Annotated in this window: 11 protein-coding genes and 1 pseudogene; 5 read left to right on the top strand and 7 right to left on the bottom strand. The window is 67.4% G+C overall.

Annotated elements, in window-relative coordinates; genetic code table 11:
* Window position 1: 1 nt before the first annotated feature.
* Window positions 2-1,183: an alpha/beta hydrolase family protein gene (locus O159_RS05050; RefSeq protein ID WP_021754668.1), complete on the bottom strand. Its 1,182-nt coding sequence runs from the start codon at window positions 1,181-1,183 to the stop codon at window positions 2-4.
* A gap of 127 nt (window positions 1,184-1,310) precedes the next feature.
* On the opposite strand from O159_RS05050, the gene O159_RS05045 reads away from it, so the two are divergent.
* The 4 genes from O159_RS05045 (at window position 1,311) to O159_RS05030 (ending at window position 6,493) form a co-directional block, all read left to right on the top strand.
* On the top strand, window positions 1,311-1,880 hold the full coding sequence (locus O159_RS05045) for a DUF3000 domain-containing protein (protein WP_021754667.1): 570 nt from the start codon (window positions 1,311-1,313) through the stop codon (window positions 1,878-1,880).
* Window positions 1,873-3,069, top strand: coding sequence for an HRDC domain-containing protein (locus O159_RS05040; protein ID WP_021754666.1), 1,197 nt, complete (start codon window positions 1,873-1,875; stop codon window positions 3,067-3,069). Before O159_RS05045 ends, O159_RS05040 begins: the two co-directional genes overlap by 8 nt.
* Before the next feature lie 72 nt (window positions 3,070-3,141).
* Window positions 3,142-4,350 (top strand): thiolase family protein, encoded by a 1,209-nt coding sequence (locus tag O159_RS05035; protein WP_021754665.1) that lies wholly within the window; start codon window positions 3,142-3,144, stop codon window positions 4,348-4,350.
* Window positions 4,351-4,357: 7 nt separating this feature from the next.
* Window positions 4,358-6,493, top strand: a complete 2,136-nt coding sequence (locus O159_RS05030) for a 3-hydroxyacyl-CoA dehydrogenase NAD-binding domain-containing protein (RefSeq protein ID WP_021754664.1) — start codon at window positions 4,358-4,360, stop codon at window positions 6,491-6,493.
* Window positions 6,494-6,836: 343 nt separating this feature from the next.
* Here O159_RS05030 and O159_RS14450 read toward each other — a convergent pair whose 3' ends face one another.
* On the bottom strand, window positions 6,837-7,901 hold the full coding sequence (locus O159_RS14450) for an FtsX-like permease family protein (protein WP_144267566.1): 1,065 nt from the start codon (window positions 7,899-7,901) through the stop codon (window positions 6,837-6,839).
* A 264-nt stretch (window positions 7,902-8,165) separates the two neighbouring features.
* Window positions 8,166-9,623, bottom strand: coding sequence for a peptidoglycan-binding protein (locus O159_RS15640; protein WP_236609548.1), 1,458 nt, complete (start codon window positions 9,621-9,623; stop codon window positions 8,166-8,168).
* A gap of 1,112 nt (window positions 9,624-10,735) precedes the next feature.
* Here O159_RS15640 and O159_RS05010 point away from each other — a divergent pair.
* A pseudogene (locus tag O159_RS05010) lies at window positions 10,736-10,969 on the top strand (3-hydroxyacyl-CoA dehydrogenase NAD-binding domain-containing protein); the annotation flags it as partial.
* Window positions 10,970-11,026: 57 nt separating this feature from the next.
* Here O159_RS05010 and dxs read toward each other — a convergent pair.
* The 4 genes from dxs to O159_RS04990 form a co-directional block, all read right to left on the bottom strand.
* Window positions 11,027-12,979 (bottom strand): 1-deoxy-D-xylulose-5-phosphate synthase, encoded by a 1,953-nt coding sequence (dxs, locus tag O159_RS05005; RefSeq protein WP_021754660.1) that lies wholly within the window; start codon window positions 12,977-12,979, stop codon window positions 11,027-11,029.
* 78 nt (window positions 12,980-13,057) lie between these two features.
* On the bottom strand, window positions 13,058-15,868 hold the full coding sequence (gene acnA, locus O159_RS05000; protein ID WP_021754659.1) for an aconitate hydratase AcnA: 2,811 nt from the start codon (window positions 15,866-15,868) through the stop codon (window positions 13,058-13,060).
* A gap of 138 nt (window positions 15,869-16,006) precedes the next feature.
* Window positions 16,007-18,382, bottom strand: a complete 2,376-nt coding sequence (locus O159_RS04995) for a cation-translocating P-type ATPase (RefSeq protein ID WP_021754658.1) — start codon at window positions 18,380-18,382, stop codon at window positions 16,007-16,009.
* A gap of 70 nt (window positions 18,383-18,452) precedes the next feature.
* A complete protein-coding gene (locus O159_RS04990) occupies window positions 18,453-19,211 on the bottom strand; it encodes a DUF3159 domain-containing protein (RefSeq protein WP_021754657.1) in 759 nt (252 codons plus the stop codon).
* Window positions 19,212-19,219: the final 8 nt, after the last annotated feature.

Below are 19,219 nucleotides of genomic sequence, written 5' to 3'. Positions count from 1 at the left end.
CTCAGCGCTCCGCCAGCCACACCCGGATCGCGCCGGTCCACTTCTCTTCGTCGTAGTTCCACAGTTTGGTGTGGAGCGCCGTGTGGAACGGCACGAAGGTCACGATGTCGCCGCGGGCGAGGGCGCGGGAGGCCGTGGCCGGCACGAATCCGTCGTCGCTGCTGTGCAGGATGAGGGTGGGCAGGGTCAGGTCCGCCGCACGGGCCACGAAATCCATGCTTTTCAGGTCGATCGGGGCGCCGAGCCCGGTGACCGGCCCGGCCCAGGCGGACTCGATGAGGCGGAGGGCTCCCTGCGTGATCGCGTCCGGCAGGCGGAGCAGGGCGGCCTGGAACTCCAGCGTGTCGACCCAGTCGACCACGGGCGACTCCAGGATGAGCCCGCTGACGAGACCGAGCTCAGCGGAGCGGGTGGCCGTCTGCAGCACGACCGCGCCGCCCATCGACCAGCCCATCAGAACGATGGAGCGTGCCCCGTGGTCCGCCGCGTACCGGATCGCGGCCTCGATGTCCCGCCACTCGGTCCCGCCCAGCCCGTAGCGGCGGTCGGCGCTCTCGGGAGCGTCGCCGTCGTTGCGGTAAGAGGCCAGCAGGCTCGTGTAGCCGGCGGCGTGGAAGACCGGGACGGCGCGTAGACCCTCCTGGCGGCTGGCGCCCCAGCCGTGAACCTGGATGACCCAGCGTCCATCGCCGTGTGCGTCGCCGTCGCTCCCCGGGGCGGGGAAAAGCCAGGCGGGCGCTTCGCCGAGCTCCGTCTCGATGGCGACGCTCGCGACGGGCAGCCCCAGCTCCTCCGGCTCAAGATAGTAGTAGCCGCTAATCCGGGCGCGGCCCGGCTTCAGCTCGCCGAACTCGACGCGCTCGATCTCCCGGACGACACGGCCCTCCTCCGCGACCAGGATACCGCCCACCTTGGCGTAGCCGGACCCGTCCCCGAACCACAGGCCGAACCGTCCCGGCATCGACCCGTCCGGCGTCGCGCTCAGGGTCAGTGTGCCGGCGGGCTCGTCCACGGCGCGGACGGTCTCGCGCTGCGGGCGCCGCCGCACCGGCGTGATCACGGTGAGCGCGACGCGCGCCACCAGGAGCGCTGCCCCCGCCGCCGTGAGGAGAGCGAGTCCGCTCGCCGCCGCGGCCGTCCAACCGATCGCCCGTCCGACTCCCCCGCGACGCTCGCTGCTCATGCGGCAAGCGTAGCCGCGCGTTTCAGGCCGCGCCCTCAGGACATCCCCAGGCGGCGTGCCTTACGCCTCCGCGCCGGCAAAGGCTTCTAGTGTTCGTAGCGTGTCGACTCCACCCTCTGCCCCGCGAATGCCCGCGGCGTTCGCTGCCGCGCTGGACTCGGTCCGCGCCGCCGAGGTCCGCGCAGAGCTCGCGATCGGCGAGATCCCGGCGCCGGCGCAGCTGGCCCCGTTCGCGGTCGCGCTGGCCGCGGACGTGCGACCGGCACGGCACGGCGACGACTCGGATCTCGGCACCGGGCGGTTCATCCTCCTCTACGACCCGGACGAGCCCGAAGCCTGGGGCGGGCCCTTCCGCGTCGTCTGCTTCGCGCAAGCGCCGCTGGAGACAGACATCGGTCTGGACCCCTTCCTCGCCGATGTCGCCTGGTCGTGGCTGGTGGACGCACTGGACGCCCGGCACGCCCGCTACACCGCGGCGAGCGGAACCGCGACCAAGATCATCTCGACCGGCTTCGGAGAGCTCGCGAAACAGGGCGACGGCGCGCAGATCGAGCTCCGCGCGTCGTGGAGCCCGCAGGAGACCGGCGTCGCCGCGCACGTCGAGGGCTGGGGGGAGCTGCTCTGCATGCTCGCCGGGCTCCCGCCGACCGGAGAGGGCGTCAGCCTGCTGAGCACCCGGAGGACCCCGCGTGGCTGAGCACTCCGTCATCGACACCCGTGCCGGCTACCTGTCCACGGTCGAGGCCATCGCCGCCGGGGACGGGCCGGTCGCCGTGGACGCGGAACGCGCCAGCGGCTTCCGTTACTCCCAGCGCGCCTACCTCATCCAGGTCTTCCGCCGCGGGTCGGGCACCTTCCTGTTCGATCCCCCGGCCATCGGCCGGTTCGACGAGCTGAACGCGGCCATCGCCGGAGACGAATGGGTGCTGCACGCCGCCACACAAGACCTGACCTGCCTGCGGGAGGTCGGACTCGACCCGGTCACGATCTTCGACACCGAGCTGGCCGCGCGCCTGCTCGGGATGCCGCGGGTCGGGCTCGGGACCGTCGTCGAAGAGCTGCTCGGCATCCACCTCACCAAGGAGCACAGCGCGGCCGACTGGTCCACCCGCCCGCTGCCCGGACCGTGGCTCGAATACGCGGCCCTCGACGTCGAGCTGCTGCCCGACCTCCGCGACGCGGTGGCCGTTCTTCTGGACGCGGCAGACAAGACCGAGATCGCCCGGCAGGAGTTCGCGGACGAGCTGACCCGCGAGCTGACGACGGTGCGCAGCGAACCGTGGCGGCGGCTCTCCGGCATCCACTCGATCCGCGGCCTCCGCAACCTCGCCGCCGCCCGCGAGCTCTGGCTGAGCCGGGACGCTCTGGCCCGCCAGCTGGACATCGCGCCCGGACGTCTGGTGCCGGACGCGTCGCTCACCGCTGTGGCGAAGGCGCTGCCCGAAAACAAGCGGGCGCTCGCGGCCCTCCGCGAGTTCACCGGCCGCGCCAGCCGCACGGAGCTGGACCGCTGGTGGGCCGCGGTGGAGGCCGGGCGCGCGACCGACGATCTGCCCACGCTCCGCACCGGGGGCGACAGCCTGCCGCCGCCGCGCGCCTGGGCCGACCGGAACCCGGAGGCCGACGCCCGCCTGAAGGGCGCACGGGCCGAACTCGCCACGCTCGCCGAGGAGCGCTCCCTCCCGCTCGAGAACCTGCTGACGCCGGACACGCTACGGCGCGTCGCCTGGGCGCCGCCCGTGCCGGTGACGTCCGAGTCGATCGCCGCCGCCCTCGCCTCCCACGGCGCCCGTCCCTGGCAGATCGCGGCGACCTCGCCGATGATCGCACGCACGTTTGTGGAATCCGCCCAACACGAGCGCGAGGGCCCGGAGACCCTTTCGTAGAGAAGGGTCAAACGATTCTTCCGGTTCCGCGGCACTGTCTAGGATCGAGGGCGACCTGATTGGGGAGGCACTGTGGCCGAGAGAAGCGATGTCGTGTTCGTCGACGGAGTCCGGACTCCGTTCGGGCGGGCAGGCGAAAAAGGGCAGTACTGGAACACCCGCGCCGACGATCTCGTCGTGAAGGCGATGATCGGGCTGCTCGCGCGGAATCCGAAGGTGCCCAAAGACCGGATCGACGAGGTCGCCATCGCCGCGACCACCCAGCAGGGCGACCAGGGCCTCACGCTCGGCCGCACGGCGGCGCTGCTGGCCGGTCTGCCCGCGTCCGTCCCGGGCTTCGCGATCGACCGGATGTGCGCGGGGGCGATGACGAGCGTGACCGCGCTCGGCTCCGGGATCGCCTTCGGCGCCTACGACCTCGTGATCGCGGGCGGCGTGGAGCACATGGGCCGGCACCCTATGGGCTTCGGGGCCGATCCGAACCCGCGCTTCCTCTCCGAGCGGATGGTCGCCGAGGACGCGCTCAACATGGGCATGACCGCCGAGCGCCTCCACAATCGCTTCCCCGCGCTCACGAAGGAGCGCTCCGACCGGTACGCGCTGGCGAGCCAGCAGAAGACCGCCGCGGCGTACGCCGCCGGCAAACTCCAGGCCGATCTCATCCCGGTCGCCATCCGCTCGGAGTCCGGCTGGGGCCTCGCCACGCAGGACGAGGGGATGCGCCCCGAGACCACGCTCGAGGGCCTCGCCACCCTGAAGACCCCGTTCCGTCCGCACGGCCGGGTGACCGCGGGCAACGCCTCGCCGCTCACCGACGGTGCGACCGCGAGCCTTCTGGCCAGCTCGGACGCGGTGAGAGAGCTCGGCCTCACTGCGAAGATGCGCCTGGTCAGCTTCGCGTTCGCCGGCGTCGAGCCGGAGGTCATGGGCATCGGCCCGGTCCCCTCCACGGAGAAGGCGCTGCGGAAGGCCGGCCTGACGATCTCGGACATCGGCCTGTTCGAGCTGAACGAAGCCTTCGCCATCCAGGTGCTCTCCTTCCTCGACCACTTCGGGATCGTGGACGACGACCCGCGCGTCAACGAGTGGGGCGGGGCGATCGCCATCGGCCACCCGCTGGCCGCCAGCGGCGTCCGTCTCATGATCCAGCTGGCCCGGCAGTTCCAGGAGCACCCGGAGGTGCGCTACGGACTGACCGCCCTGTGTGTCGGCCTCGGCCAGGGCGGCACGGTCATCTGGGAGAACCCGAACTACGACAAGCGCGCGGCGCGGAAGGGCTGAGGGCGACGTGACCGACTACAGCAAGATCGACTTCTCCCCTCTCGCCGGCCTCGCGGACGACGAGGTCGTGACCCGCTCCTTCGTGAAAGATGTGCGCCTGCCGAGCGGCAAGAACCTGGCGCTGGTGACCCTCGACAACGGCCGGGACCACACCCGCCCGAACACGATGGGCCCGGCCACTCTGCTCGAGCTGGGCGACACCTTCGACGCGCTGACCGCGCGCGCCGGCCGCGGCGAGATCGACGCTGTCGCCGTCACCGGCAAGCCGTTCATCCTCGCCGCGGGCGCCGACCTCAGCCGGGTCGGCGACATCCCGAGCGCCGAGGTCGCGAAGTTGCTCCCCCAGCTGGGCCACTACGTGCTCGGCAAGCAGGCGAGCTTCGGCGTCCCGTCGTTCGTGTTCACGAACGGCCTCGCGCTCGGCGGCGGCGTGGAGATCGGCCTGAACGCCGACTACCGCACCATCGACCGCAATGCGGCGGCGTTCGCACTGCCCGAGGTGTTCCTCGGGCTCATCCCCGGCTGGGGCGGCGCGACCATCCTGCCGAACCTGATCGGCATCGAGAACGCCCTCAAGGTGATCGTCGAGAACCCGCTCAAGCAGAACCGGATGCTGAAGCCCCAGGAGGTCTTCGACCTCGGCATCGCCGACGCGATCTTCGGCTCGGCCACCTTCCTGGAGGACTCGCTGGTGTGGGCCGACAAGGTCCTGACCGGCGAGATCGAGGTCAAGCGGCCCAACGTCCCCGGCAAGCTCGAGCGGATGGTCAAGTGGGATGCCGCCATCGGCATCGCCCGCAGGATGCTGGAGAGCCGCATCGGCACCGTCCCGACGTCGCCGTACAAGGCGCTCGACCTGCTGAAGGCCGCCAAATCGAACGACCGCGCGGCGGGCTTCGAGCGGGAGGACGACGCTCTCGCCGAGCTCATCTCGGGCGACCAGTTCCAGGCGAGCATCTACGCGTTCACCCTGGTGCAGAAGCGGGCGAAGCGCCCCGCCGGCGCGCCGGACAGGAAGCTCGCGAAGAAGGTCACGAAGGTCGGCGTCATCGGGGCGGGCTACATGGCCAGCCAGTTCGCGCTGCTGTTCGTGCGGCGGCTGGGGGTGCCGGTCGTGATCACCGACCTCGACCAGGCACACGTCGACAAGGGCGTGGCGTCCATCCACGACGAGATCGGCAAACTGCGGGAGAAGGGCCGCATCTCCCCCGACGAGGCCAACCGCCTGCGCGCGCTCGTCACCGGCACGACGGACAAAGCCGATTTCGCGGACTGCGACTGGGTCATCGAAGCCGTGTTCGAGGAGCTGGGCGTCAAGCAGCAGGTCTTCGCGGAGGTCGAGCAGTATCTCTCCGACGAGGCTGTGCTCGCGACCAACACCTCCTCGCTCTCGGTCGAGCAGATCGGCGCGAAGCTGAAGCGCCCCGAGCGCCTGGTCGGCTTCCACTTCTTCACCCCGGTCGCGGTCATGCCGCTCATCGAGGTGGTGAAGACGCCCCGCACCGACGACGCGACGCTCTCGACCGCGATGGCCGCGGCCGCGGCGCTGAAGAAGAACGCGGTCATCACGGCCGACACCCCCGGCTTCGTGGTCAATCGCGTACTGGCGAAGGTGCTGGGCGAGGCGATGCACGCGGTGGACGACGGCACGCCGTTCGAGACCGTCGACCGGGCCTTCGCACCGCTCGGCCTGCCGATGACGCCCTCGGCCCTGCTCGACCTCGTCGGGCTGAAAGTCGGCGCGCACGTCCTCGACACCCACCACGCCGCCTTCCCCGACCGGTTCTACCGGAGCGAGAACCTGCACCGCCTGGCCGAACACGGCGTCCTCCTCGACAAAGACGCCAAGGGCGCGGCGAAGGGGCTCGACAAGGGTGCGGCCAAGGTCCTCGCGGGCGGCAAGAGCCCGTGGAGCGAAGCGGACATCCTGCGCCGCCTCGAGGATGGGCTCGCCGACGAGATCCGCCGGATGCTCCTCGAACATGTGGTCGAGGAGCCGGAGGACATCGACCTCTGCATGATCCTGGGCGCCGGCTTCCCGTTCCAGATGGGCGGCATCACGCCCTACCTGGACCGGGCGGGCGCGTCGGAGCGCGTCTTCGGCGACACCTTCCACCACCCGCCCATTGCGGGCGTCGTCTGACCTCAGCGCACGGAAGACCGGGAGCACAGCAGAGAGCACAGGGAGAGCTCGCCGCCGGGCTGTCCCGAACCTCCCGCCCCGATGCGCCTGCCGTCCGCGACGGAGACGACCGCTCAATGACGAGGTCCCCGTACGGGTACTGTTTGTTTTTCGGTGTTTCTGGGTTGGTCTGACCGAAAGGAAAAGGCTGTGATGGACACGACCGCGATGATCGATCCTGTGACGGGAGAGTTCATTGATGAGCAGCAAGCTTGCAGAGCAGTTACTGAAGCAAGCGAGGGAACAGAGAGTTGACCTGGGTCTGGGATGGCTCGTTCGAGCCGCAGATCGTGAAGTCCGTTCGTCAGGGGACTCGCAGTTCTTTCGCCGGGTCACGGGTCGCCGCGTACAGGGCCGGGAACAGTGAGCCCAGGCCTGCACCTATAACGAACAGCAATGCATTTGCGAGCAGGAAAGAGAGCGGTGGTGTGGGGGAGCCCGTCATCCCGAGTCCCGCTGTGGCGACCACGGTCCCGACGAAGACCCCAAGAACGGTTTGCAGTAGCGTTTGGCAGACCACCAAATGGATGATCCATCGTCGACTGGCACCCAGTGCGCGCCGACGTCCGAAGTCTCTGCGGCGCATGAACACCAACCCTGTAAGAACCGCGGTCACAAGGGCACCTGAGAGTATGAGGCTGATCGCGACGATTTCCCTTCCTGAGCTTCCCAGGCGAGTCTGAACTACGGCGCGCAGATTAGCAAGCTCGGTCGACGTTTTCACTTGCACTCGATCAAATGCCCCGGCAGGTACAAGGCTAACGACCAGGTGGGTGAGCGCTTGGACCTGTGATGGGCGCGAGGCGATAGCGACGATAAGTGTAACTGTGCCCGACGACGACTCGCTTGGCACGAGCACAACCGGTTCCAGCTCGCTGAGAAATGTGGGAAGTCTGACCGTCCCACCGATCGTCGTCGGTACCCCGTCCTTGTCTACGACAACGCCGACCCCGTCTATCAGACCGAGACTTCGGGCAGCTGCGTTAGACGCACGGGCGGCTGCTAACTGGTGAGCATCATCAACTCCGAGGGATCTCTGGTCAAATGACCAGAGATCACGCATCGCCACTCGCTTGCCTCCAGCAAAGCTACGCTCTTGCACATCTTTGGCGGGCCCGAACCCACCAACCCAGCTGACCCCATCCATCGCAGCGAGTTGGTCTATGATGTTGGAGTTGAGCTTCGCGGACGGAGGAGCGGTGAGGACGACGGCCCTGGTCCCTGCGCTGTCCAAGCTTGCAAGTACTCTTTCGCTGAAGCCTGCTGCGCTCCCTGCCGTAGCAATGACGATCGATACGGCGACAGCGACCAGGACTGTTGCCAGGAAGGATGGTACCCAGCGCGCGAGGGAACTCCTCAATGGCTTCATGCAACAGACCTAAACGCATGAGCGCCTACAGTTCGACGGTTCGGTCGCAGCGTTCGATGACGCGGGGGTCGTGGGTGGCGATGATGACGACACGGTCGCTGCGGGCTTGTCTGTTCATTTCACCGATGACGAGTTGTGCGGAGGCGTCGTCGAGGTTTCCTGTCGGTTCGTCTGCCAGAATCACGGATGGTTCGGACAAGAGCGCCCGGCACAGTGCGATACTGCTGCGCCTGGCCTCCCGACACCTGCGAAGGTTTTGCGCGGCTACGCAACGCCACCCCGAACTGGTCCATTAGCGTTGCGGTCCGCCATGGAAGCACGCGAGCGGCCGTTGTACAGAGTGGGCTCCAGGATGTTGTCGGCTACAGTTCGTATTGGGTCGAGTACCGCGTCCTGAAACACGAACCCGAAATACTCTGCCCGAAGCTTGGAGCGGCTGTTGTCATCGAGTCGCCGCGTGTGTGTGCCGTTGACAACGACATCCCCCGCGTTAGGAACGAGCATCAGACCAAGGATGTAAAGGAGCGTGGACTTGCCTTTGCCGGACGGGCCGGTCAAGGCGGTGATCGTTCCTCGCGGGAAATCGACGGTCAGGTTCTCGATTATTGGTGTTCCAGCGCGCTTATACGCATAGCTCAGATCATGCACGCTAATCACCGGCCCCCCTACGCGAACTTCGGTGCCTTCTGGGACTCCACGGATGACGGATTTTCCGCCAGCAGACACCGCAACGGTGACCGCCCGCTTAGTGCCCTGCCGGTCGACAACGACGGTCAAGCCGTTGCTGCGGGTCTGTACGGCAGCGGTTGGAACAACGATCCCTGCTGTTCTTGGCGTGAGTGTCGCGATTCCCGGCAGAGAAGGCTGTCCGGCGGCGGGGACCGTGTCGCATTCCTGCCCGCAGAACGGCTCACCCCCGACGCCTTCGAGTACCGCGTTGACACTCTGATCTGATTGAACTACTAGCTGGGAGACGGTCCCTTGCCACGTCGCGGTACTCTGGGGCACAGAAACGGGGGTGCCCACGTCGATCTCTTTGGCTTGGTCGGCGGTTAGGCTGATCACAAACGTGGGTGGTGAAACTGTCACTTTGATGCCTGGTTCACCGCCGGCAAGCGCTCGCCCGACCTGGATCTGTTCCGGGTCTAGTTCGACGCCGACGGGAAGGGTCTGGAAGTACACGATGTCGCCCACCGCGACGACACCGTCCATATCGACACCCTGGAATGCCTGCCACTTCTTCACCGCTGCTGTCGTCTGGGGGCCGAAGTTTCCATCAGATTTCCCATCGAAGAAGTCAAGTGTTGCAAGCATACTTTGAAGCTGGCGAACGTCCGGGCCTTTTATACCCTCAGACAGCGAACGAAAGGATGGAACCTCCTCTACAGCAGCAACTACCGGACGAAGGTTGACCGTGTAGAGGATGGCACCCACCTCGACACGTCCAGCAGCTCCGGGGAGTATCCCGGTTACAATACCCTTCGCCTGATTGGGTGCCTGTGCGCTCACGGCCCAGGAGGCTGACACGTTCACTGGAACCTGATCTTCAACGAACGACTGGATGGCTCGCGCGTATAGATACTGCGGGACAACCGGATCGATCTTACCGGGACCGAAAAGTTCGGCACAGGCCCAAAACGTTCCCGCCCCTACGACGGTACCGCAAAGGACGTATACAAGCACCAGCCGCCAGGCAAAGATGCCTGCCTGTCTCTCTTTCATGATGACGCTAATATGTCGGCTTAGGTTGTGGGCAGAGCTTCAGCGCGTCCGCCAAGGACCCAGTGGGGACCTCGCCCCACGGGAACCAAGGGTTTGTCTCGTAGGTGTCCTTGAAAACTTGAAGCGATGGTGCCTCAGAAATCGGCCAACCGTGAGCGATCAGACACGCAGCCCCCTTCTCGTACAAGGGATACATGGCCGAGACGACAGAGTCTGGCGTAGGCGCGTCCGGGTCAATCCCCAGTTTGAGCAAGCAGGCATGGCTATCCTTCTGGTACCCGGCATCCTTCGCTGAAGGGTACGATGCGTGGATCTGTGCATCGTCATCGACAGTCACGTTCCACCCTTTGTCATTGAGACAGTCCGCGCGAGCTTTCGCGAGGTCCAGGGGCGTCGGATACTTCTTCCGAACTTCGCTAGTCATGCTGGAAGTGCGTGACTCCTCCGCGCAACCGGTAAACAGTATCGCTGCTGCTGCGGCAGCCAGCATGATAAAAGCGGGCCGCCGCAGTTAAGAGAGCGTTACCGGCACTGCATGCCAGCCGAGGAGACTCCCAAGGAACCCGTGACACGACCGCCGGATCCGTTCTTGTAGTACAGCCAGTGATGGACGTCCCAGGACGAGTACGAGCTTGAGTAGCCAGCAGTAATGGTGCTGGTGACCGGCCACGCCTGGACGCGCTGCCACGCACCATAGATCGAATGCACAGTGTCACCTTTGGACGTAGACAGTGTATGAATCTCTGGGAACTGTCCGATTTGGCCGGCGCACGTTAATGTTGCCCAACGACTTTTCGGCCGCTTCAGCGGAAGTCGCAACCACAAGAGGCGAAAGCAAAGTCGCGGTAGCGATCACCACTGAGATTCCCAATGTCTTCTTTGACATTCGTATTCCTAACTCTTTGATCAACCTGAGACCACCAACACAACTTTGTTATGGCCAAGATGAAACTGAGCTCAACTCAAATGAAAATAACATAAGCTCGCGTACCACAGTATGCGCTCTGAAATCTTTCATTAGATTATGAGTGCGTTTAGTATTTAAAGTACCCAGACTGAGGTGGTTCCCTTCTCTCTGTTACGTAGTTCCCGCATCCCGGAACTGGATCACTATCTCCCCCGATGAGGCCAACCGTCTGCGCACCCTGGTCATCGGCACGACGGAGAAGTCCGACTTCGCCGACTGCGACTGGGTGATCGAGGCTGTGTTCGAGGAGCTGGCGGTCAAGCAGAGCGTCTTCGCGGAGGTCGAACAGTAAGTGTCCGACGAGGCCGTTGTGGCAATCAACGCCTCCTCGCTGACGGTGGAGCAGATCGGCGCGAAGCCGGAGCGCCTGGTCGGCTTCCGCGTCCGGGGCGCGCTCTGAGTGCGAGGCGCTCTTTCCCGGTCTCGGTCAATGAGGCTAGGCGCGCCGCTTCTTGCGCTCGGCGCTCGGCTCAGTGAGTTCCTCCACCGGCAGCGGCCTCGCGATCGGAACCCGGCTGCCGAGCACCTGCGCCACCAGGTCGCGCGCGATCTTCTGCGGGGTGAGCCCGGCCTCGTCGAGGATCTCGTCGCGCGTCGCGTGGTCGATGAACTCGTCCGGCAGGCCCAGCTCGTCCACGGCGGTGTCGATGCCCGCCTCGCGCAGATCCTGGCGCACGCGGGTGCCGACGCCGCCCACCCGGATGCCGTCCTCCATCGTCACCACGATGCGGTGCCCGGCCGCCAGGTCGAGGATGCTCCGGGGCACCGGGACCACCCAGCGCGGGTCCACGACGGTCGTGCCGATCCCCTGCGCCGCGAGCGCTTCGGCCACTCTGAGGCCGAGGCCGGCCATCGGGCCGACCGTCACGAGCAGCACATCCTTCTGGTCGCTCTCGTGCAGCACATCGACACCATCGTCCAATCGGCGGACAGCCGCGATGTCGGCGGGGACGCTCCCCTTCGGGAAGCGGAGAACGGTCGGCGCGTCGTCCACCGCCACCGCTTCGGCGAGGTCCTCGCGGAAACGGCTGGCATCGCGCGGGGCCGCCAGCCGGATGCCCGGGACGACCTGCAAGATGGCGAGGTCCCAGATGCCGTGATGGCTCGGGCCGTCCGGTCCGGTGACGCCCGCACGGTCGAGCACGAACGTGACGCCCGCCTTGTGCAGGGCGACATCCATCAGCACCTGGTCGAACGCCCGGTTCATGAAGGTGGCGTAGATCGCCACGACAGGATGCAGCCCGCCGAAAGCGAGGCCCGCCGCGCTGGTGACCGCGTGCTGCTCGGCGATTCCCACATCGTACACACGGTCCGGGAAGCGCTCGGCGAACCGGTGCAGACCGGTCGGCCGGAGCATCGCGGCGGTGATCCCCACGAGCTTCGGGTTCTTCTCCGCGAGCGCGACGATCTCCTCGGCGAACACACCCGTCCAGCTCGGCTTGGACGGGCTGCCGATCGGGTCGCCGGTCTCGGGGTCGATCTGGCCGACAGCGTGGAACTGGTCGGCGATGTCCCGGAGCGCAGGCTCGTAGCCGCGGCCCTTCTGCGTGATCGCGTGGACGATGACCGGAGCGCCGTAGTTCTTCGCCTGGCGCAGCGCCTCCTCCATCGCCCCGATGTCGTGCCCGTGGACCGGGCCGATGTACTTGATGTCGAGGTTCGAGTAGAGCGCCTCGTTGTCGGAGAAGCGGCTGAGGAAGCCGTGCAGGCCGCCGCGGATGCCGCGGTAGAAGGACTGCCCGGGTCGGCCCAGCTTCTCGAACGCCTTCCGGCTCGTGAGATAGAGGCTGCGGTAGCTGCGGCGCGTGCGAACCGTATTGAGGAAGCGCGCCATCCCGCCGATCGTGGGCGCGTACGAGCGCCCATTGTCGTTGACGACGATGATGAGGCGGCGGTTGTTGTCGTCGGAGATGTTGTTGAGCGCCTCCCACGTCATCCCGCCGGTCAGCGCGCCGTCGCCGACGACCGCGACGACGTGCCGGTCGTCCTGCCCGGTCATCTCGAAAGCGCGCGAGATGCCGTCCGCCCAGCTGAGCGACGACGAGGCGTGCGAGCTCTCCACGATGTCATGCTCGGACTCCGAGCGCTGCGGGTAGCCGGCGAGGCCGCCCTTCTGGCGCAGCCGCGAGAAGTCCTGCCGCCCGGTGAGCAGCTTGTGGACATAGGACTGGTGCCCGGTGTCGAACACGATCGCGTCCCGCGGGGAGTCGAAGACGCGGTGGATGGCGATGGTCGCCTCCACGACGCCGAGGTTCGGCCCCAGGTGCCCACCGGTCTTCGCGACATTGGAGACGAGGAACGCCCGCACCTCCGCGGCGAGCTGATCGAGCTCCCGCTCCGTGAGCCGGTCGAGGTCGCGCGGCCCGTGGACGGATTCGAGGATGCTCATGAAATGAGTGTAGGACGGCAAGAATCGTAAGGAGGCACGGAACCGGTCGATTCCGTGCCTCCCGTGACGATTCTTCGGCTACACGAGGCTCCGCAGCACGTACTGCAGGATACCGCCGTTGCGGTAGTAGTCCGCCTCACCCGGGGTGTCGATCCGCACCACCGCGTCGAAGGCGACCGGCTGCTTGCCCGCGGGCGAGTACACGGTGGGCTCGGCGACGACACGCACAGTCTTCGGCGTGCGGCCCTCGTTGAGCTCGGTCAGCCCGGTGATCGCGAACGACTCGGTGCCGTCGAGCCCCAGCGAGTCGGCGTTCTCGCCGGCCGGGAACTGCAGCGGGACGACGCCCATGCCGATCAGGTTCGAGCGGTGGATGCGCTCGAAGCTCTCGGTGATGACCGCGCGGACGCCGAGGAGGCTGGTGCCCTTAGCCGCCCAGTCACGCGAGGAGCCGGAGCCGTACTCCTTGCCGCCCAGGACGACGAGCGGGGTCCCGGCCGCCTGGTAGTTCTGCGACGCATCGTAGATGAACGCCTGCGGCGCCCCCGCCTGCGTGAAGTCGCGGGTGTAGCCGCCCTCCACCCCGTCCAGAAGCTGGTTCTTCAGGCGGATGTTCGCGAATGTGCCGCGGATCATCACCTCGTGGTTGCCGCGACGCGAGCCGTAGGAGTTGAAGTCCTTGCGGTCGATGCCGTGCTCGGTCAGGTACTGACCGGCCGGGCTGTCCGCCTTGATGGACCCCGCGGGCGAGATGTGGTCGGTCGTCACCGAGTCGCCGAGGCGGGCGAGCACGCGGGCTCCGGTGATGTCGGTGACGGGAGTCGTCTCCAGAGTCATGCCCTCGAAGTACGGGGGCTTGCGCACGTAGGTGGACTTCTCGTCCCACTCGAACACCGAGCCGGTCGGGGTCGCGAGCGACTTCCAGCGCTCGTCGCCCTCGAACACCGAGGCGTACTGGTGGACGAACATCCCCTCGTTGATCGAGGAGTCGATCGTCTGCTGCACTTCGGCGGCGTCCGGCCAGATGTCCCCCAGGAACACCTCGTTGCCGTCCTGGTCGGTTCCCAGCGGGTCGACCTCGAAGTCGAAGTTCATCGACCCGGCGAGCGCGTAGGCGATGACCAGCGGCGGGCTCGCCAGGTAGTTCATCTTCACGTCCGGGTTGATGCGGCCCTCGAAGTTGCGGTTGCCCGAGAGCACGGCCGTGACGGCGAGGTCGCTGTCGTTGACCGCCTGCGAGATCTCGTCGAGCAGCGGGCCAGAGTTGCCGATGCAGGTGGTGCAGCCGTAGCCGACCGTGTAGAAGCCGAGGGTTTCCAGGTCCGCGGTGAGGCCCGCCTTCTCGTAATAGTCGGTGACGACCTTGGACCCGGGGGCCAGTGTGGTCTTGACCCACGGCTTGGCCTTGAGGCCCTTCTTCGCCGCGTTGCGGGCGAGCAGGCCCGCGGCCAGCATGACCGACGGGTTCGAGGTGTTGGTGCAGGAGGTGATCGCCGCGATCGCGACCGCGCCGTGGTCGAGCACGAAGTCCGTGCCGTTCTCCAGCGTCACCGGTGTGGGGTTCGACGCCGCCTGGGGCGCGTGGCTGTGGTGCGAGTGCTGGTGGACGCTGCGGGCGTCCTCTGGCTGAAGCTCGCCCGGGTCGGAGGCCGGGAAGGACTCCGAGATGGTCAGATCGACCAGGTCGTGCGAGATGTCCGCGTAGTTGGTGAGGTCCTTCTCGAACTGGCTCTTTGCCGCGCTCAGCTCGATGCGGTCCTGCGGGCGTTTCGGGCCGGCGATCGAGGGCACCACCGTGGCGAGGTCGAGCTCCAGGTATTCGGAGAAGACCGGCTCGCTGGCCGGGTCGTGCCAGAGGCTCTGCGCCTTCGAGTACTCCTCGACCAGTGCCACCTGCTCCTCGCTGCGGCCGGTGAGGCGCAGGTAGTCGAGGGTCACCTCGTCGATCGGGAACATCGCGGCGGTGGAGCCGAACTCGGGGCTCATGTTGCCGATCGTGGCCCGGTTCGCGAGCGGCACCTGCGCGACGCCCGCCCCGTAGAACTCCACGAATTTGCCCACCACGCCGTGCTTCCGCAGCATCTGCGTGATGGTGAGCACGACGTCCGTCGCCGTCACACCGGTCGGGATGGCGCCGGTCAGCTTGAAGCCGACGACCTTCGGAATGAGCATGGAGACCGGCTGGCCCAGCATGGCTGCCTCGGCCTCGATGCCGCCGACCCCCCAGCCGAGCACACCGAGGCCGTTGACCATCGTCGTGTGCGAGTCGGTGCCGACGCAGGTGTCCGGGTAGGCGAGCAGCTCGCCCCCCACCTCGCGCGTCATCGTGACGCGCGCCAGATACTCGATGTTGACCTGGTGGACGATGCCGGTTCCCGGTGGGACGACCTTGAAGTCGTCGAACGCGGTCTGCCCCCAGCGGAGGAACTGGTAGCGCTCGCCGTTGCGCTCGTACTCGATGTCGGTGTTGCGCTCGAGCGCATCCGGCTGGCCGAACAGATCGGCGATGACGGAGTGGTCGATGACCATCTCGGCCGGTGCCAGCGGGTTGATCCTCTGCGGGTCGCCGCCGAGGGCGGAGACGGCCTCGCGCATCGTGGCAAGGTCGACGATGCAGGGCACGCCGGTGAAGTCCTGCATGATGACGCGGGCGGGCGTGAACTGGATCTCGGTGTCCGGCTCGGCGCCCGGGTCCCACGAGCCCAGCGCGCGGATGTGGTCCGCGGTGATGTTCGCGCCGTCCTCGGTGCGGAGGAGGTTCTCCAGCAGCACCTTGAGGCTGAACGGGAGTCTCTTGTAGCCGTCGACAGTATCGATCGCGAAGATCGTATAGTCCTTGTCGCCGACGCTCAGGGTGCTCTTGGCACCAAAGCTATTGACAGCTGACACGTTGCCCTCTCCTTCTTCGGCAGGCGAAAACGTCGCACGCCTCGTCCATCTTGGTCGTCCGTCGGAGGCTGTTCCAACAAGGCAAGCCTAAGTCCTCAGCGACGAAAATATCTTGATGTCAAGATAAATCTACCATGTTCAGAGACGATCGAAGACGAGCCCGCGCCACCGAGCGAACCGGTAGAACAGCTCGATGCCGGCCGCCCCGACGGCCCCGACCGCGATCCCCCAGGCGAGCGGGACATCCCAGGCCAGGTGCATCTCGAAGAACGCCGAGGCGAACGGGAGGACGCACACCAGGACGAAAGCCCCGGCCACACCCCCGAGCAGCCCCCAGCGCCAGGCGGAGAGCGGGCGCGTCAAGACGCACAGTATCCACAGCGAGACGCAGAACAGCGCCACCGTCGCGACGCTCCGCGCCTCCGACAGCGGCAGCGTCCGGTAGAGCGGCGCGTACGCGACCACGGCGGTCAGCCCGGCGATCAGCCCGGTCGGGATCGAGTACTTCACGATGCGCGGCAGCACGCCGGGCGTGTAGATCCGCTTGTTCGGCGCCAGCGCGAGGAAGAACGAGGGGATGCCGATGGCGAGCGAGGACACCAGCGTCAGCTGCCGCGGGAGGAAGGGGAACGGCCACAGCACCGCCGCGCTGACGAGCGCCAGGAGGATGCCGTACACGGTCTTGGCCAGGAAGATGTTGGACACCCGCTCCACATTGGCGATCACCCGCCGCCCGGAGGCGAGCACGCTCGGCAGCCGGTCGAACCGGTTGTCGAGCAGGACCAGGCGGGAGACCGCCTTGGTCGCTGCGGTCGCTGTGCCCATCGCGATCCCGAGGCTCGCGTCCTTGATCGCCATCGCGTCGTTGACGCCGTCGCCGGTCATCGCGACCGTGCGGCCCTGCTCCTTCAAGATGCCGACGGCCGTTCGCTTCTGCTCGGGGCTCACCCGCCCGAAGATGTCGGCGCGGCCGAGCGCCTCGGCGAGCGCGGCGTCGTCGGTCAGCGTCGTGGCATCCACCGCCTCGCCCTCGAGGCCGAGCGCCCCCGCGATGGCGGCGACGGTCACAGGGTTGTCACCGGAGAGGACGACGACCCGGACATCCTGTTTGCCGAAGTAGCCGAGCGTCTCCGCCACCTCCGGCCGGAGCGTCTCGCCGAGGACGACCAGCAGCGCCGGTTCGACGGGGACGCCTGTCAGCGCAGGGTGTGCTCCGTGCGGCAGTTCGACGGCGACCCGCGCGAGAGCGAGGGTGCGCCGTCCGGTCGCCGCGATCGCGGTCGCGCGCGCCAGCTCGGCCTCGTGAGCGGCCAGCACGCACTCGGGCGCTCCGAGCACCCACGAGCTGTGATCGTCGCCGACGCGCATCTGGAGCCCGGAGTACCTGGTCGCGGAACTGAACGGGATGCGGCGCTCCACCCGGAAGCGGTCGCTGACGAAGCGCGTGGCCAGGATGCCGGAGGTCGCGTTCCCGGTGTCGTCCGCGCCGAAGGCGGCGAGCGCCACCTCCGCCAGCTCTCCGGGCACGCTCCCCTCCAGCGGCTCGGTGCCTTCCAGCACCAGCTCGCCGCTCGTCAGTGTCCCGGTCTTGTCCAGGCACAACACGTCGACGCGCGCCAGCACCTCCACGGTGGCGAGCTCCTGGACCAGGACCTTGCTCGCCGCGAGCTGGATCGCCGCGACCCCGAAAGCCAGGCTCGTGAGCAGCACGAGCCCCTCCGGGATCATTCCGACGACCGCGGCCACCGCGTCCAGCAGCGCCCGCCGCCAGCGCTCGTCCAGGAACAGCCGTAACCAGCCGCCGTACGCGAGCACCCGCCCGACGAGTGTGATCAGGATGACCGGGCCGAGTATCCAGGAGAGGGCGACCAGGATGCGATTGGTCGCGTGCCGGAGCTCGGAGTGGACGAGCGAGTGTCGCCGGATCTGGCTGGTCAGCCGGCTCGCGTACGAGTCGGCGCCGACCGCCGTGACGATCGCGTAGCCGGTGCCGGTCGTCACATGCGAGCCCGACAGCAGCTGGGCGCCGGCGTCCTTGAAGACAGGGTCGGACTCACCGGTGAGCATCGACTCGTCCAGCGAGAGCCCGGTGCTCTCGGCGACCACCGCGTCGGCCGGGACCTGGTCGCCGGGCCGCAGCACGAGCAGATCGTCCAGCACGACCTCCTCCAGCGGGACAGACCTCACATCGCCGTCGCGGCGCACCCGGCTCAGGGGAGCGGCGAGCAGCGCCGCCCGGTCGAGGACGACCTTCGCCCGTACCTCCTGCACGATGCCGATGAGCGCGTTCACGACCACGACGCCGTAGAAGAAGCCGTCGCGGAGGTCGCCGAGCAGCACCACCGCGACGAAGCAGACGGTCAGGATGCCGTTGAAGAGCGTGAAGACGTTCTCGCCCAGGATGTCGGCGAGCGAACGCGAGGTCGGCTGGTGCTGGGAGTTGGCCCGGCCGTCCGCGTGCCGCTCGGCGGCCTGAGCGGCCGTCAGTCCGTCCCTGATCCGTGCGTCGAGCATCCCTCGCGGCCTCCTCTTTCTTCTCTCTTCGACGCCCTTTTCTTCTCTCTTCGACGCCCTGCGGCGGCCGTTACGCCGGACGGGCCGCTTCGCGCGGGAATTGCCCCTTCACCACGAACCAGGTCACGAGCAGCAAAGGCGCGTAGAGCGGGACTCCCATCAGCAGCTTCGCGAGCCCCAGAGCGCTCGTCGCCGCGTCCGTGTGCGCCAGGTACAGGGGCACCTGCACGAGCAGCCGCGCCGCGAACAGCAGGAACCAGAGGAACGTGAGCGCCTGCATCACCCGGAATCTGCTCTTGACCGACCGCCAGGCGAGCCCGTCGCCCATCAGGTAGCCCGCGGCGAGCCCGATCAGCGGCCAGCGCACGACGATGGAGATCAGCAGAGCGGCGGCGTACGCCGCGTTCGTCCAGATCCCGAGGATGAAGTTGTCCTCGCCGCGACCGGTGATGAGCGCCAGGACGGCGGACACCCCGACGCCGATCAACCCGGCCATCGCCTGTGTCACCGGCGTCTTGCCGGCGATCCGGACGATCGTGAACGCCACCGCGACGGCGACCGAGAAGCCGATCGAGAGCGGGACGCTGGCGGTGAAGGTGAACAGGACGAGGAACACCAGCCCCGGCAGGACCGTCTCGAGCAGTCCGCGCACCCCGCCCAGCGCGGCCAGCAGCGCGGTCCCGGTCGGCGTCTGGGCGTCCGCCAGCTCGCCGAGCCCCGACTTCCGGGCGGCGCGCGCGAGGGACTCGCCGAGGCTCACGACGGCCGGGTCGGCGGCCTCAGGCGTGTCGGCGTCCTTCTCCGGCTGGGCGTCCTGATGCTCGGTCATGGCGGCCT

Source organism: Leifsonia xyli subsp. cynodontis DSM 46306 (genome assembly GCF_000470775.1).
In the GTDB taxonomy this organism is placed as follows: Bacteria; Actinomycetota; Actinomycetes; order Actinomycetales; family Microbacteriaceae; genus Leifsonia; species Leifsonia cynodontis.
This window is presented reverse-complemented; position numbering and strand designations above follow the sequence as displayed.

Bases quoted from the DNA above. Each gene is read 5' to 3' on its own strand.
- O159_RS04995 (WP_021754658.1), bottom strand. From the start codon at position 18,382: ATGCTCGACGCACGGATCAGGGACGGACTGACGGCCGCTCAGGCCGCC.
- O159_RS14450 (WP_144267566.1), bottom strand. From the start codon at position 7,901: ATGAAGCCATTGAGGAGTTCCCTCGCGCGCTGGGTACCATCCTTCCTG.
- O159_RS05050 (WP_021754668.1), bottom strand. From the start codon at position 1,183: ATGAGCAGCGAGCGTCGCGGGGGAGTCGGACGGGCGATCGGTTGGACG.
- O159_RS15640 (WP_236609548.1), bottom strand. From the start codon at position 9,623: ATGAAAGAGAGACAGGCAGGCATCTTTGCCTGGCGGCTGGTGCTTGTA.
- O159_RS04990 (WP_021754657.1), bottom strand. From the start codon at position 19,211: ATGACCGAGCATCAGGACGCCCAGCCGGAGAAGGACGCCGACACGCCT.
- dxs (WP_021754660.1), bottom strand. From the start codon at position 12,979: ATGAGCATCCTCGAATCCGTCCACGGGCCGCGCGACCTCGACCGGCTC.
- O159_RS05045 (WP_021754667.1), top strand. From the start codon at position 1,311: ATGCCCGCGGCGTTCGCTGCCGCGCTGGACTCGGTCCGCGCCGCCGAG.